Below are 15,413 nucleotides of genomic sequence, written 5' to 3'. Positions count from 1 at the left end.
TACACCTTTCTACTTCCCTTCCTACAAGCCTATTCTGTACACTCATAAGGATTCATCAAATGTCTCAATCTGAAAACGCGAAAAAAAACTATTCTGAACCAGAATTGAAAGCTCACGGTAAAATATCTGGTTTAACACAACAAGTCGGTGGTAGTGGTGGTTTTGCTACTACTTCCGCCCCCATTACTGGTCTTCCTTAAGCAAGCAGTATAAAAAACATAATGACAGTAAATTTTAATTCCTGTCATATAAATAATGGGAAGGTAAAGCTAGTTTATTAGGTAGAAAAAAGTGTCTAGAAATCTAGACTAAAAGGGATTTTTTACCTACCTTTTTCCTTAACATTTTGTGAAAAATAAAGTGTGTAGCTTTGTCCTTTCCAAAAGAACCCCGACTTTTTCAAAAAGTCGGGATTCTGAAACTCCTGAGTTTGCAGATAAAAATAAATATAAATGCAAATGTCGATTAACAATGATCATTATTGCTATCAATTTTATGGACTAAACCTAGCTATTAATCGACTGTTGCCAGGGTTAGCTACTGTTAATAGTTCTGCCCCCATAGATGTTGTTATCCACCTAGTTGGTGAACAGCAGAGTCAACCGCTATTACTCGACCAATCTTTTTGGAATGTGCCCCTTGAGTGGTATCAAAAAACAGGCTTCCACCTGTGGACAACGCACCGGGATGATGGCACTTACTGGAGGATAAGGTCTTTTGATGGGGTTGATTGCTTGGAATTCATCTTGAATCCTGACGGCAGTCAAGTTTGGGGTTTTTGGTCTAGAGATGAACTATTTACGGATGCGGTATCTTTGTTGCTGGGTTGTGTACTCGGTCATCTGTTACGGCTGCGGGGAGTGACTTGTCTTCATGCCAGCGTGGTTGCGGTTGATGGTAGCGCGATCGCCATTTTGGGACAATCAGGCGCAGGTAAATCAACCACAGCAGCAGCGTTAGCTAGCCGTGGATTCTCCGTATTGGCAGATGATATTGCCGCACTTATTCCTGATGATAAAAGGTTTTGGGTACAGTCTGCTTATCCTCGTCTACGCCTGTGGCCTAATTCTGTAAATGCCATTCACGGCTCAATAGAAGAGTTATCACTAGTATCAACAAATCTAGATAAACGCTTTATAGATTTGAAAGGAAAGGATAGAGAACAGTGGCAGTTTCAATCCCAAGCTTTGCCACTATTTGCTGTGTACATATTAGGAGAACGTGACCAAAACCTCACAGCACCTATAATTAATTACCTCTCTCTACCTGACGCAATGAAGCATCTGATGTTCAATGCTTATGGGCGTGCTTTCCTCACTTCTCAACAGTGTAGAAAGGAGTTTCAAGAATTAGGTCAATTGGCAAAGACTGTTACTGTGCGGGAGTTATTACGTCCTGATGATTTAGGGAGCTTGGGACAAATTTCCGATGTTATTTTAGAGGATTTACACCTGATTCATACTTTGGTTTAGTAACGCCAGTAATTTGAATATCTGCCTATATCTATTTTTTAATCTGCAATTTTTTATGCCAACTGTCAGTGTTATTATTCCTACTTACCAGCGTGGCCACATTGTCAGTCAGGCAATTAACAGCGTTCTGGCACAAACCTACAGCGATTACGAAATTATCGTCATCAACGATGGTTCTCAGGATAACACTTCGCAAGTGCTGGCTCAATTTAGCGATCATCATCGAATTACCGCTATTCATCAAGCCAATCAAGGATTATCTGCGGCTCGCAATGCTGGAATTCGCTCTGCTAAAGGGAAGTATATCGCCTTTTTAGATGATGATGATCTCTGGGAACCTCAGAAGTTAGAAAAACAGATTTCCGTTTTGGAAGCCAATCCAGGCATTGGTTTGATCTATTCAGATTCACTCTTTTTTTCTGATAAACGGGGTTTGTTTCCAGGTTCGTACAATACAGCCTTTCCTACCCCTAATCTTCAGGTATTATGGACTCTCTTTAGATACAACTACATTCCAGTCCTAACGGTTATTGTGCGTCGAGACTGTTTAGATAAAGTGGGTTTGTTTGATGAAACTCTGAGATGTTGTGAAGATTACGATTTATGGCTGCGTGTGATTGAAAAATTTCCGATTTACTTTTTAAATCAACCCTTAGCGCGTTATCGGCAATCGCCAAATAATATTTCTGGGAATGAAGAGCAGATGCTTGTTAGCTGCCTGCGAGTTAAGGAAAAAGTCATTGAGCGCAATCCAGAATTCCTAAAATTTCCTATGAATTTTCTCGATTCCTACTTTTATAATTTCTACCTTACACTTGCCCATCTCTATATTCAAAATAATCAAATTGATAAAGTCCGTGGAGTTTTACAACACTATCGAGAAATGCGGGGTGAAACCGCTAGTTATGAGGAGTTGCGATTATCTATATCTACTGAGCAAATTTAAGATCATGCATTTTATTGTCACTGGCGGAGCCGGATTTATTGGCTCTCATTTTACAGAAGAGTTGTTATTAGAAGGACATCGCGTCACTGTTGAAGTATCAATGAATAAATTATCTAAATTTCTTGGACTAGATTCTCAAAAAAGACAACTTTTAATTAGCACTTTTGTTTTACTAGTATTAATCAGATTAGGTTTATTTTTGCTCTCATTTAAAACCTTGCAGCAACTTCTATCAAGCATCAGTAAAACCAAACCTCAATGCCAAGAGAAACACTCTATTGATAAAATTGTCTGGGCTGTTGAACTGAGCAGTCATTACACACCTGGTGTCAAGTGTTTGGCGCGTGCCTTGACTTGCCAAGTTTTCATGAATCACTACGGTTATGCATCCAATCTCTGCATCGGTGTTGCCAAAGGTGAAGCAGGAGAGTTGAAGGCTCATGCATGGTTAGAAAGTCGAGGACAGGTTGTGATTGGCAATGTCACAGATTTTTCTAATTTTAGCCAACTGGCATCTTTTGCTAAAGAGCATATTTAAAATATGAAAGCAGGCAAAACTTTAAGATATAAAATCCAACAAAGCTTACGCATTCTGCCTGCCTTGCGCCTAGTCTGGCAAAGTAGTCCTCATTTGACTATTGCTTTGCTTGCACTTTTGATTATTCAAGGTTTATTGCCTCTACTCTCTCTCTACCTCACCAAACTCATCGTAGATACAATAGCCGCCAGCGTTAATGTTGCCGACAAAGGAGCCGCCTTTAGTCGAGTATTACTTTTACTTGGCTTCTTTGGTGCTATCACCCTAGTAACTACCCTGTGTTCTTCCCTGACTGAACTGGTGTATAGCGCTCAATCTCAGCGACTCACCGACTATATGCAAGGCATTCTCCATGCTAAATCAATTGAGGTTGACTTGGAGTATTACGAAAACGCCGAATATTATGATGCCTTGCAGCGAGCGCAAAAAGAAGCTCCTTCTCGACCTGGGCAAATACTACATCGTTTGGCATGGCTATGCTTGAGTAGTATATCCTTGGTGGCGATGCTGGGGTTGCTACTGTCATTGCATTGGGGAATAGGAGTTATCTTATTTGTTGCCACGATTCCGGCGATGGTAGTGCGGGTGAAATACTCCGGCATTATGTATCATTGGCAGCGTCAAAAGACAGCCCAGGAACGCCAAGCAGGCTACTTGAGTCGGATACTTACTACAGAGCAACACGCTAAAGAAATTCGCTTGTTTGATTTAGGTTCTTTTTTTAGTCAGTGGTATCTGCGCTTGCGGCGGCAGCTATACCAGGAAAACCTCGCCATTACCACTAGACAGTCTATCGCTAATCTTTTTGCTCAAGCAGTAGCGGCAATTTTAGTTTTTACTGCCTATGGTTTCATTATTTATCAAACTATACAAGGCACTATCCGCTTTGGTGACTTAGTACTCTATTACCAGGCATTGCAACGGGGACAAAACGACCTGAAAAGTCTCTTGGGTGGTCTTTCTGGTCTATATGAAGACAATCTATTTCTCGCTAATTTATATGAATTCCTAGACCTGAAACCAAAGGTTGTAGAACCGTTATATCCAAAACCTTTTCCTATACCAATGCAACATGGCATTGTGTTGAATAATGTCAGCTTTCAATATGCGACTACGAAGCGTCAGGCACTTCAAGATATTAATCTGACTATTCGCCCAGGTGAAGTGGTGGCGTTGGTAGGAGAAAACGGCTCTGGTAAGACTACTTTAATTAAGCTTTTGTGTCGCTTATATGATCCCACTTTTGGTAGCATTACCATTGATGGCGTAGATTTATGCCAATTTGAAATTGCTGCCCTCCGTCGTCAAATTAGCGTGATTTTTCAAGACTATACGAAATATCATCTGACTGCTAAAGAAAATATTTGGATGGCAAATATCAATCTGCCATTGACCCACGAAAAAATCACCGATGCTGCCCGTCGTTCCGGTGCTGATGATTTCATCAGCAAGCTACCTCAAGGTTACGATACCATACTGGGCAAATTGTTTGAACAAGGAGAAGAATTGAGCATCGGTCAGTGGCAAAAAATCGCTTTGGCAAGGGCATTTTTGCGAGATTCACAGTTAATTGTGTTGGATGAACCAACTAGCGCTCTAGACCCTAAAGCCGAAGAAGAGGTGTTTCAAAATTTCCGCGAACTCATTAAAAATCAAGCTGCTATTCTCATCAGCCATCGCTTATCAACCGTCAGAATGGCTGACTGTATCTACGTTATGGCAAACGGTTCAATTATTGAAAGCGGCACCCATGAGGAACTTATAAATCTGAGTGGTAGCTATGCACACTTGTTTAAAACCCAAGCCCAACACTATAAGTGATTAAACAAGCCTATTACTCAATTGCCAACAAAAGTGATTTGGTGCCTTAATTTTAAGCACCTCACAAAATCACACTGCTCCCTGACGAACTGATGCAGTTGGACGGTACCTATGCAAACTTATTTGAAACCCAAGCCAAAAACTACCGATGAATCTATGACAACCTTTATTCAACCACCTACCAAAACACCAGCCGCGACTAACCCAGAAATCGAGCTACTTCTGTGCTGTGCCCGCACCCACATAACCACCGAAACCGCTGAAAGCATCAAAACCCTAGTCCAACAAAACATTAACTGGAATTACCTGATTGAGACAGCAAGCCGTCATGGCGTTATCCCACTCCTCTACCAGAGCCTCAATACCACCTGCTCAGATAGAGTAACCGATAATATAGCTCAACTGAAGAATTTTTTCCACTCCAACGCTGTACGTAATCTCTTCCTCACCCAAGAACTGCTTAAACTCCTAGAACTGTTCCAAGAGCATGAAATTCCTGCCATCCCCTTCAAAGGACCAGTTTTAGCAGCTACAGCTTACGGAAACCTTGCTCTACGGCAGTTTGGCGATCTAGATATTTTAGTTCACGAGCATGATGTTTTAAAAGTCAAGAACCTGCTCGTTTCTAGGGGATACAGTTCATGGTCTGTCAAAGAGGCTGACGAAATACGACATCTTCAAACTGAGGGTGAGCATCTCTTTAATCGCAAAGATTGCATGGTCGCTGTTGACCTACACTGGAGATTGACACGAAGACACCTGTGTTTTCCCCTCGATTCACAGAGCTTATGGGAGCGTCTTGAGCCATTATCCTTGACAGGCATTGTAGTACCCAATCTTAATTTTGAAGATTTGCTTCTTTTTCTCTGTGTGCATGGAACTCATCACGGCTGGGAAAGACTAGGATGGATTTGTGATATTGCTCAACTTGTAACCCTTTATCAAGAGAGTGATTGGAACTCTGTGCTGTCCAAGTCTAGGACACTTGGTAGTGAGCGAATACTGCTTCTAGGTCTTTTCCTGGCACATGATCTTTTGGGAACAGCGCTACCAAGTGCCATTTCGCAAAGAGTGCTGGCAGATCCAATGGTAACATCGCTTGCAAAGCAGGTGCGCGAAGGACTGTTTTGCGAAACTGTTAATTCATCCAGTATATCGGGTAACTCTTTTTTCTATATCCAGGCCAGAGAACGCATTCAAGATAGAGTCAAATACTTTCTTTTATCAACAGTCCCCAACGCTAGAGATTGGAGTTTTCTGCAGCTGCCCCGTTCTCTGTCTTTCCTCTACTATCTTATTCGACCAATCCGGTTAGTTAGCAAGTATGGGAAAAGATTGTTAGGACAAACCAAATCATAGTATTAATAATTTGTCAACTCTTTTGATGGGGGCGATCGCTTCATTAGTCAATGGCGATCGCAGCCAAATCTGGGTTATTAGCCACTACCCCACCATCAATCTGGGGAAGATATTCCTCAGAGTTGTAGGGGAGTTCGTCAGGAGGGAAAAATGTTGGTGCTGAGGCTGAGGCGGTGCATATTTTCCAAAGCTCAATATTTAGGATAGATTTTAAGTAATTTTTATAAACTTCAGACAATCAACAACATATACAATACTATTAAATATTTATGCGGGCATTAACGAAGTGTAGCGCACCATCTTTATTCCCATAATGGCGGTGCATTACTGCATTTCCCTAACACCCTCTATGCAGATAACTCAAGCACCAGGAGTTAAATGATAATCCCTAGGTGCAGCAGTAGAAGAAACTTGGGAAACTTGCTGACGAATGGGAATTTTAATCACAAATTCTGTTTCTTTTTCTGGTGTTGATTGGTAGTAGAGACTGCCACCATGCTTTTCTACAACAATCTGGTGACTGATAGACAAACCCAATCCGGCTCCTTTGCCGATAGCTTTAGTTGTAAAGAAGGGATTAAACAACTTTTCTTTTACTTCTTCACTGATACCGGAACCATTATCAGCGATGTGGATGGCAACCCATTCATCTCCTATCATTTTAGTGCGAATGTGAATTCGACTTGGTTGCTTCTGAATATCGGCAAATGAACGCTGTAGGTTATATTTATCCAGTGCATCAATGGCATTAGAAAGAATATTCATAAACACTTGATTTAGTTGTCCTGCATAGCATTCAACTAATGGCATCTGACAATACTCTTTAATCACTTCGATTCCCGGATGCTCTGGTTTTGGTTTGAGGCGGTAATTCAAAAGAGTGAGTGTGCTATTAATAGCTTCATGGATGTTAACTGCTTTCATTTCAGCTTCGTAGACACGGGAGAAAATCCGCATAGATTTGAGGATTTCGCGAATGCGTTGTACACCAACATCCATTGAGTTCAACAGCTTTAACAAGTCACCTTGGATAAAATCTAAATCAATATTTTCAAGTTCTGCTTGAATTCGTGGGGTAGGATTTGGGTATTCTTCCTGATAGACTTGCAGGAGTTTCAACACTTCTTGGTTATGTAGACTAGCATGAATTAGATTCCCATAAATGAAATTTACAGGATTATTAATCTCATGGGCAATTCCAGTAACTATTTGTCCTAAACTAGAAAGTTTTTCACTTTGAATTAGTTTGATTTGCGTCAGTTTCAAGTCATGATATGCAAGGCTTACCTCTGCAATTTTTTGCGCTAAAAGTAGATTTTTCTGCTCTAATTTTTCAGATAAATCATGCAGCTTTAAGTGCAATTTAACCCGTGATAGCACTTCCTCTTGCTGGAAGGGCTTAGTAATATAGTCCACCGCGCCCGTCTGAAATCCTTTGACCTTATTAGCAGTGTCGGAAAGTGCCGTCATAAAGATAACAGGAATATCTTTAGTTGCTGGATTTATCTTTAATTGACGACAGGTTTCAAATCCATCCATCTCTGGCATCATCACATCCAACAAAATTAAATTTGGTAGCGCATATTCGACCCGTTCCAGAGCTACTTTTCCAGATTTTGCTACCCATACTTCTAACCCAGCTAGATCCAGGGCATCAGATAAAACACTTAAATTTGCAGGATTATCATCAACAATGAGAACTGTTGCTATTTGATCAGGTGTTAGATTCATAATGCTGATTGATAAGATTGAATGAGTGCTAGAATTTCTTGGTCTTGAAAACCTTTTGCTAGTTTATGCAATTTTTTGGCAAAGGGGATATATTGTTCATCCATTTGTTCAAGCAATGCTGCTTGTTTAATAATTCCTTTGAAGTTGCCTTTCCTGACTAAGTTGTACAGGATTTCTAGTTCTGGTGTAGGTGGAGCGACTAGTCCAGCATTATCTCTCCCTAGGTGGCTTACAGTCTTCTGTTCTTCATACATCCATTCCAGATGAAGAAGTTTCCGCAATTTCTGGAACAGAACTACTGCCTCTACAGGCTTAGACAGAAAATCATCTCCTCCTACTTCTAAGCTGCGATGTTGATCAGTTTCAAACACACTTGCTGACGAAACAATGATGGCGATGTTTTTGACGGCTTCTGAGGAGCGAATGCGTTTGATGAGCGCGAATCCATCAAGTTCTGGCATCAGTATGTCAGTGATGACAATATCTGGCTGAATTTCGGAAACTTTCTGCCAGCCTTCTACTCCATCGCTAGCTTCAGTCACATCAAAGCCGATGGGACTGAGCAAATTATCGATGACTGAGCGATTTTCCCATTTGTCATCAACGATGAGAACCTTTGGTCTACAACCTTTGATGCCGATAATTTGTCCATAATCATCGGCTTGAGATGTTTTGACCCACTCATCAGCTGTGGGCAGGTTGACATCAAACCAGAAAATACTGCCAATGCCCAACTCACTCTGAACCTGAATGGTGCTGCCCATTAATTCAACAATTTTTTGACTAATTGCCAATCCCAAGCCGGTGCCCTCAGTCTGTCTGCGGCTGTCTCCCACTTGCTCAAAGGGTAGAAAAATAGCTTGGAGTTTTCCCTGGGGGATGCCCATTCCCGTGTCGCGGACTTCAAAGCGAATTTTGCCTTCAGCGGCATAACTAATTGTAAAGTTGACGCCGCCTGCATCGGTAAATTTGATGGCATTGCTTAAAAGGTTGATCAATACTTGCCGCAGGCGTTTTTCATCGGCACGGATGCCAATGGGTACTTCTGAAGCTAATTGATAGTAAAACTGAATGTTCTTGAGTTCGGCTCTGATGCGGCACATCTCAGCTACACCTTGCAGAAACGCCGGGAAGTGAAAATCTGTTACCATGAGTTCCACTTTTTGCGCTTCAATTTTAGACAGATCCAGGATGTCATTGATTAAGGTCAATAAATGCGAACCGCATTGGTAAATTATATCAATGCGCGATCGCTCTTCTTCGTGCAAGTGTTTGGAACGCTGAAGAACTTGAGCATAGCCCAAGATGCCATTGAGGGGTGTACGCAATTCATGGCTCATGTTAGCCAGAAATTCGCTTTTTGCGTAACTCGCTGCTTCCGCTGCCTCCTTGGCTTGGGCAAGGGCGATTTCTGCTTGCTTGCGCTCAGTAATGTCGGTATTGATGCCAATCCACTCTCGGATATTGCCATCATCGTAGAAAATCGGCACAGCTCGTGCATTCATGTAGCAGTACTCGCCATTTTCACGGCGCACGCGATACTCAATTTCATAAAGTGCCTGATTATTCAGGGCTTTTGACCAAACATCTAGGGTGTAAGCTCGATCTTCGGGATGAATCTGATTCAGCCAGCCAAATCCTCTAGATTCTTCAAAGGACTGTCCGGTAAATGTACTCCATTGAATTTGTTCAGTGACAAACTCACCTTCTGCATTAGCAACCCAGACAATATTGGTAGTTGCTTCAATCAGTGAGCGAAATCGCCCTTCGCTATATTGAAGTGCTATCTCGGCTTGTTTGCGTTCAGTAATATTTCTGGTGGTGGCGATGATGCCAAGATTATTACCCTCTGCATCCCGCCAAGGCCCCTTAGTAGTTAGAAAGATTCCGCTCTCATTACCATTAGAAAGATATTCCTCATAACTTTCGGTAATGCCTGTTGCGAGAATCTGGGAATCTTTTGTGATCATTTCACGGGCAACGTCAGCCGGGAACATTTCAAAATCGTCTTTGTTAATGAAATCTTCTACTGACTTGCCAATAAATTTCGCCGCATTGGAATTGAGGGCGACATAATGACCCTCACAATCTTTAACAACAATTAAGTCTGGTGTACTTTCCAAAATGGAGCGTAACAGCAAGTTGTTTTCCCGCAGGGCTGCTTCAGCTTGTTTGCGTTCGCGCAGCGCAGCTTGCTGTTCGGTAATATTTCGTGTTGTGGCAATGATGCCGAGAATGTTGCCATGAGTATCCCGCCAAGGAGCCTTTGTGGTGAGAAAGGTGCCCCTATAGTCCTCATTAGAGACCTCTTCTTCGTAAGTCTCGCTAATGCCTGTTGTGAGAATCTGGCGGTCTTTTGCCATGATTTTACAGGCAACGTCAGGTGGTAGAAGTTCAGTATCGTCTTTGCCGATGATCTCCTCAATTGGCTTGCCAAAAAAATTTGCCAAATTGGTATTGAGGGCGACATGACGCCCTTGACAATCTTTAACAACAATTGACTCTGGTATACTTTCCAAAATGGAGCGCAACAGCAAGTTATTTTCCCGTAGTGCTTCTTCCGCTTTTTTGCGCTGAGTGATGTTCTCGCTGAACAAAATAATGCCGCCGATTTCACCGCTGGCCTGATGCCAAGGGCGGATTGACCAGCGCACCCACTCTACAGACCCGTCTGCCCGTGGAAAAGGATCTTCATCACGTTGTTCGATAGCTCCTGCTAAACACCGCTGATGCATCTGCTTCCATTTTGGAGGAATGTCAGGAAATACCTCGTAGTGAGAGCGTCCGATCACCTCATCGGTGAGATTATACTCCGACAGCCATTTGCTACTTACAGCCAGATAGCGCATTTCTCGATCAAACATGGCGATCGCCACAGGAGCATATTCAATTGCCTGCTGTAAGTATGCTTTACTCTCATGCAGATCCATTTCTCCTTTGTCAGTGTTTGCTCCCATCCACTCACTCACTCCACCGCTAGACTGTTCTTCCTTTTGCTCTACAGCTTCCTGGGGGTTTGCTCTCTCTGGCATTTCGCTCATACTCGACTGTGGCTCATTTGCTTGGGGGTTATCGAATGGGAATTTTTTGCTGATGATCAATCCTGAATTCGGGCGGGGATTTCAGGGCTTTTACTCGCTCAATGGTTAGATTCCCTTGACATCTGGGCTTTGTTGTTTATGGGAATCAACCATATTTGGGCATTTAAGACACATAAATACATAATTCCCTGTATACACGAAAAAGTAACAGAGGTTAACCAATAGTTCTGTTTAATCCCATCGTGAGGGGGTTTGAATAAATTTAAGTGGTATAAATAATCTCCGGTGTCAATTTGTTGGGGAACCTACAATCTGTAAACTCGGTCAATACTCACGGTAAGCTCTCAGTGTCTTAGAATACTATATTAGCTTTCTCAAAAGCAATTACCTGTCAGGCATTTTCAGCCATCACAGGAGATTTTTATTAGCGAAAATCTCCATTCTCCAGTGCAAATTTTACCAGGTTTACATTCATGAAAGCATCTCACCGCTTACTTATTACAACAGCTGGTATAGCGATCGCTGCAACTAGTCTTTTAGCCGGTTCTCCTTCTTGGGCTAAAAAGAAACATCATCAAGAAGCCGTACACCCGGCACCAGTTACTTCAGTGATTCAGGTAGGTTCAATTGTCGAAGTTGCTAGTAGTAACTCTCTCTGCGGCTGCAATACCTTTGTTAAGGCTATCGAAAGGGCTGGACTAGTAGAAACCCTCTCTAGCAATAGATTATTAACTGTTTTTATCCCCTCTGATGCTGCATTCGCGGCTTTACCACCGGCTACTTTAGCAAAACTCCTCAGACCAGAAAACAAACTGGTGTTACAGCAGATTTTGACTTATCACGTTCTTTATGGCTCAATTGATTATAAAAAAATCAAGCCTGGAAAAATTAAGACTTATGCAGGTGGACTGGTGGAATTTAAGAGTAAGAAAGGTCATTTAGAAATCGGTAAGGCCAAATTTAAAAAGCTAAATGTTAAAGCCAGGAATGGCTATATTCACGTTATTGACACAGTGCTGATACCACCTGGTTTACTGCTGTAATATTGCGTCCAGAATATTCAGGGCTGCACATAAAAACTATGTAATGTTCAGCCCTAATAAATCCCCCAATTTAAAATGTGGAGAGAGGCTTTGAAAAGTATTTTCATTGCAACTAACACCCATTTTTTCTGCTTCCCTCACCTTGCAGGGAGGGTTAGGGGTTAATTAACGGTTAGGTTCTATATTTAGACTCCAGTGCAAACTGCTATAGTCCAAAGTCAGAAATATTAAGTATTATTAACCATTAACCCTTAACTCTTAACTCAATGATGCATCAAAGTTCCGGTCGCTGGCGTTTAGGGCTGGCTTTATCCCTGGTAACGGTTTTTTTGTGGGGAATTCTACCTATTGCCCTGACGGTGACGCTACAAGTGCTAGATGTCTACACAGTCGTTTGGTTTCGCTTTTTAGTGGCGTTTACCTTGCTGGCTACATATTTAGGGGTGACAGGAAAGTTACCCACTTTACAACAGCTGGGTTCTGCTTCTGGAAAATTAATAGCGATCACTACTATATTCTTGGCAAGTAATTACGTTTTATTTACCCAAGGTTTAGCCCTCACAGCCCCCGCTAACGCCCAGGTCTTGATTCAGTTAGCACCTGTTTTATTGGGTTTCGGCGGTTTGGCGATTTTCAAAGAACGTTACACCCTGAGTCAATGGCTAGGGGTCACTGTGAGCACTCTGGGGTTGGCTTTATTTTTTCACTCACAGCTAACGAATTTAATCACAGCACCTAGTAAATATCTTCTTGGTAGTGGCTTGGTTATACTATCAGCCGCAGCATGGGCTATATATGCTTTGGCCCAAAAGCAGCTATTGCAATCTTTATCTTCCTCAAGCATCATGCTGATTATTTACGGCGGATGTGCTTTATTATTCACTCCTTTCGCCAAATTAAAATCACTGCTCACCCTTGACCCTTTAGATTTAGGAATGTTAATTTTTTGCGCCTTAAATACTCTGATTGCCTATGGTGCTTTTGCCGAATCATTAGAACACTGGCAAGCGTCACGAGTGAGTGCTGTCTTAGCTTTAACCCCCATTATTACCTTAATTTCAGTTTGGCTAGTGTCAGGAATTGCACCTACTTTAATACCCCCAGAACACCTGAAATCAATAGGAATTTTGGGAGCATTGCTAGTTGTTGCTGGTTCAGGGACAATTGCTTTAGGAAAATCTCATTAATAAAAATTATTTTCACCATGGTACTGTGATTATTCTCTGGGGAAAATTTATTTTACATCTAAAGCTACATTATAAATACTGAGGTGACGTATTTTTTTGTTTGTTATACTTTTAAAGTAAATGCAGCTAAGTAGACTCAAACTCTTGTCTGGTGGATATTTTGCCTACATGAGTAGCTCTATAGCATTTAAGTTTTGAAGTTTTGTTCTACAGAAACAAAGCTCGAAAAAAATTCCATAAAACTGAGGCGTTTAATATTAAGTAAACGAATCAGGGTGCTTGAATAACTACCAAAACTAACGCCTCGCTAAACAACATCACCGAAAAAAGTTGAGCGATGAATAGTCTGTTTGGTAATTGGGCCAGCACCCTGAGAAAAAGTTTGCTATCGCTGGCTCTTGCGATACTGTTGCCTATATTTGGTTTCAGTAATTCTGTCATGGCAGCAGAGCGAATATATGCATCTTATTCACCCCTAAAACTAACTTTGAGCGTCAGTATTTTAGAGAACTACGCAAAAACTGGTGCCATTAATGACGAGTTGAGAAAATATCAACAGTATCTGCAAGCGCCACAACTCCAGGAATTGCGGCAGGTATTACTTCAGCCTGTAAAAGTTAGTCCAGCAGTGGTTTCGCAATTTCTCTACACAGCCCAAGGGGAATTTCTACTGCGCCGATTGGCAAAATTAATTAAAACCCCATCTCGTCAAGCAGAATCGAAACTTCAGACTTTGCGATCAGCGTTGATTTTAGCAACTGCGGAACCAGGAGGGTTGACGCTGTTGAATCTGTTGCGTAAGTATCCCACCAACAGCATTCATATTGATTTAGTCCATAGTCTGGGAATAGCTGGAGAACTGGAAAAACTGATCAGCGAAACCAGCCGGGCGATCGCTTTAGTTACAAAACAGTCAAACATAGAAGCTGCTACCATCCCAGCTGCAAATTTATCCTCATTGCCAGATTTACAGACAGAGGGACAGTTTAAACTGCAAAAGTATCCGCTGAGGTTTTTCGACTTAACGCGCAATCGGCTGTTGTTAACAGATGTTTATGTTCCTAATGTCCACAGTCCCGCACCCGTAATTGTGATTTCTCATGGTTTGGGTTTAGACAGCAGCAACTTTCGCTATTTAGCCACTCACCTAGCTTCCCACGGCTTTGCTGTCGTTGTTCCCAATCATCCGGGTAGTGATGCTAAACAATTACAATCGCTGCTGAATGGTAGCGCCGGTGAAGTAGCAGCACCAGATGAATTTAAAGACCGACCAAGGGATGTAAAATACATCCTAGACCAACTGGAAAAGAGTAACCAAGCTGATTCCAGGTTTCAGGGTCGGTTAAATCTGCAACAAGTGGGCGTATTTGGTCAATCTTTTGGTGGTTACACCGCTTTAGCTTTAGCAGGGGCAAAAATTAACTTTGAGCAATTAAGGGAAGACTGTCAGCCAGATTCACTACAAGATACCTGGAATATGTCTTTACTACTGCAATGTCGCGCTTTAGAATTGAGTGTAGACCAGTCTGGCAAAGAGTATGACTTGGGGGATGAGAGAGTTAAAGCGGCGATCGCAGTTAATCCCATGACCAGCTCTATTTTTGGCAAACTGGGCTTAAGCCAAATAAAAACCCCTGTGTTACTTGTCGGTAGTAGTGAAGATACTGTCGCCCCAGCATTATCTGAACAAATCCTTCCCTTCTCCTGGTTCGCTAATGCACACAAATATCTCCTCATCCTCATTGGTGCAACCCATTTCTCCACCATTGGCAATAGTAACCCTGGAAGTGAGCAAGTAGCCTTACCCGCGGAGATGGTTGGTGATGCATCTCTTGCACGTCGTTACATGAAAGTTTTGAGTTTGCCTTTTTTCCAAACCTATGTAGCGGGAAAATCACAATACACTTCATACCTTAACGCCGCCTATGCCAAAAGCATTTCTAGTAAATCTCTCGGTTTGAGTCTTGTCCAGTCCTTGAGTACCAAAGAATTAGCAGCAGTAATGGGTGATAATATTAACGGAACAAACACCGTCAAGCCAAAATCCCCCGACACTATAGTTAGATTCGGATTTTGGATATTAGATATCGGCCTTTCTCTGCTGCAAGGCACAATTTTTTTGTAAATGTAGAATCTCCCGCTTTCTCACCGGGAAAGTATCATTGAACCTCACACGACTCAAAGTCGCGTGATTCCTGCTTCAACGATCTCTGCCTGAAGTAATTCAGGACTTACAAGTTCTCCACAGGCGTTTAGAGCCTCCGGGATACCCACG

12 protein-coding genes are annotated in these 15,413 nt (G+C 42.0%); 9 read left to right on the top strand and 3 right to left on the bottom strand.

Annotated elements, in window-relative coordinates:
* Positions 1–59: 59 nt before the first annotated feature.
* The 6 genes from H6G32_RS17180 to H6G32_RS17150 all read left to right on the top strand — a co-directional run bounded on the left by H6G32_RS17180 (position 60) and on the right by H6G32_RS17150 (position 6,136).
* On the top strand, positions 60–200 hold the full coding sequence (locus H6G32_RS17180) for a hypothetical protein (protein WP_190460452.1): 141 nt from the start codon (positions 60–62) through the stop codon (positions 198–200).
* Between the two features lie 258 nt (positions 201–458).
* Entirely contained in the window at positions 459–1,472 is a 1,014-nt protein-coding gene (locus tag H6G32_RS17175) for a serine/threonine protein kinase (protein ID WP_190460450.1), read from the top strand.
* A gap of 55 nt (positions 1,473–1,527) precedes the next feature.
* Positions 1,528–2,418: a glycosyltransferase family 2 protein gene (locus H6G32_RS17170; protein WP_190460448.1), complete on the top strand. Its 891-nt coding sequence runs from the start codon at positions 1,528–1,530 to the stop codon at positions 2,416–2,418.
* Between the two features lie 4 nt (positions 2,419–2,422).
* Positions 2,423–2,956, top strand: coding sequence for a lasso peptide biosynthesis B2 protein (locus H6G32_RS17160; protein WP_255502439.1), 534 nt, complete (start codon positions 2,423–2,425; stop codon positions 2,954–2,956).
* A gap of 3 nt (positions 2,957–2,959) precedes the next feature.
* Entirely contained in the window at positions 2,960–4,777 is a 1,818-nt protein-coding gene (locus H6G32_RS17155) for an ABC transporter ATP-binding protein (protein WP_190460446.1), read from the top strand.
* A gap of 111 nt (positions 4,778–4,888) precedes the next feature.
* A complete protein-coding gene (locus H6G32_RS17150; RefSeq protein ID WP_190460444.1) occupies positions 4,889–6,136 on the top strand; it encodes a nucleotidyltransferase domain-containing protein in 1,248 nt (415 codons plus the stop codon).
* Positions 6,137–6,179: 43 nt separating this feature from the next.
* On the opposite strand, the gene H6G32_RS17145 is transcribed toward H6G32_RS17150, so the two are convergent.
* From H6G32_RS17145 to H6G32_RS17135, 3 genes are all read right to left on the bottom strand, one after another.
* On the bottom strand, positions 6,180–6,374 hold the full coding sequence (locus tag H6G32_RS17145; RefSeq protein ID WP_190460443.1) for a patatin-like phospholipase family protein: 195 nt from the start codon (positions 6,372–6,374) through the stop codon (positions 6,180–6,182).
* Between the two features lie 122 nt (positions 6,375–6,496).
* Entirely contained in the window at positions 6,497–7,867 is a 1,371-nt protein-coding gene (locus H6G32_RS17140) for a sensor histidine kinase (protein ID WP_190460441.1), read from the bottom strand.
* Entirely contained in the window at positions 7,864–10,899 is a 3,036-nt protein-coding gene (locus H6G32_RS17135) for a PAS domain-containing hybrid sensor histidine kinase/response regulator (RefSeq protein ID WP_206757972.1), read from the bottom strand. The genes H6G32_RS17140 and H6G32_RS17135 overlap by 4 nt, the downstream gene beginning before the upstream one ends.
* Before the next feature lie 482 nt (positions 10,900–11,381).
* Between H6G32_RS17135 and H6G32_RS17130 the strand changes: the two genes are divergently transcribed.
* The 3 genes from H6G32_RS17130 to H6G32_RS17120 all read left to right on the top strand — a co-directional run bounded on the left by H6G32_RS17130 (position 11,382) and on the right by H6G32_RS17120 (position 15,263).
* Complete coding sequence (locus H6G32_RS17130) at positions 11,382–11,951, top strand: fasciclin domain-containing protein (protein WP_190460437.1); 570 nt, start codon at positions 11,382–11,384, stop codon at positions 11,949–11,951.
* Positions 11,952–12,217: 266 nt separating this feature from the next.
* Positions 12,218–13,138, top strand: a complete 921-nt coding sequence (locus tag H6G32_RS17125; protein WP_242046628.1) for a DMT family transporter — start codon at positions 12,218–12,220, stop codon at positions 13,136–13,138.
* Between the two features lie 337 nt (positions 13,139–13,475).
* A complete protein-coding gene (locus tag H6G32_RS17120) occupies positions 13,476–15,263 on the top strand; it encodes an alpha/beta hydrolase (RefSeq protein WP_190460435.1) in 1,788 nt (595 codons plus the stop codon).
* Positions 15,264–15,413 lie beyond the last annotated feature (150 nt).

The sequence above is a fragment of the Cylindrospermum sp. FACHB-282 genome, from assembly GCF_014697195.1.
In the GTDB taxonomy this organism is placed as follows: Bacteria; Cyanobacteriota; Cyanobacteriia; order Cyanobacteriales; family Nostocaceae; genus Cylindrospermum.
The sequence above is the reverse complement of the archived record's forward strand: the minus strand, read 5'-3'. Positions and strand labels throughout refer to the sequence as shown.

What these genes read in the sequence shown, in the direction of transcription:
- H6G32_RS17180 (WP_190460452.1), top strand. Translation starts at nt 60, where the DNA reads ATGTCTCAATCTGAAAACGCGAAAAAAAACTATTCTGAACCAGAATTG.
- H6G32_RS17175 (WP_190460450.1), top strand. Translation starts at nt 459, where the DNA reads ATGTCGATTAACAATGATCATTATTGCTATCAATTTTATGGACTAAAC.
- H6G32_RS17170 (WP_190460448.1), top strand. Translation starts at nt 1,528, where the DNA reads ATGCCAACTGTCAGTGTTATTATTCCTACTTACCAGCGTGGCCACATT.
- H6G32_RS17160 (WP_255502439.1), top strand. Translation starts at nt 2,423, where the DNA reads ATGCATTTTATTGTCACTGGCGGAGCCGGATTTATTGGCTCTCATTTT.
- H6G32_RS17155 (WP_190460446.1), top strand. Translation starts at nt 2,960, where the DNA reads ATGAAAGCAGGCAAAACTTTAAGATATAAAATCCAACAAAGCTTACGC.
- H6G32_RS17150 (WP_190460444.1), top strand. Translation starts at nt 4,889, where the DNA reads ATGCAAACTTATTTGAAACCCAAGCCAAAAACTACCGATGAATCTATG.
- H6G32_RS17140 (WP_190460441.1), bottom strand. Translation starts at nt 7,867, where the DNA reads ATGAATCTAACACCTGATCAAATAGCAACAGTTCTCATTGTTGATGAT.
- H6G32_RS17135 (WP_206757972.1), bottom strand. Translation starts at nt 10,899, where the DNA reads ATGCCAGAGAGAGCAAACCCCCAGGAAGCTGTAGAGCAAAAGGAAGAA.
- H6G32_RS17130 (WP_190460437.1), top strand. Translation starts at nt 11,382, where the DNA reads ATGAAAGCATCTCACCGCTTACTTATTACAACAGCTGGTATAGCGATC.
- H6G32_RS17125 (WP_242046628.1), top strand. Translation starts at nt 12,218, where the DNA reads ATGATGCATCAAAGTTCCGGTCGCTGGCGTTTAGGGCTGGCTTTATCC.
- H6G32_RS17120 (WP_190460435.1), top strand. Translation starts at nt 13,476, where the DNA reads ATGAATAGTCTGTTTGGTAATTGGGCCAGCACCCTGAGAAAAAGTTTG.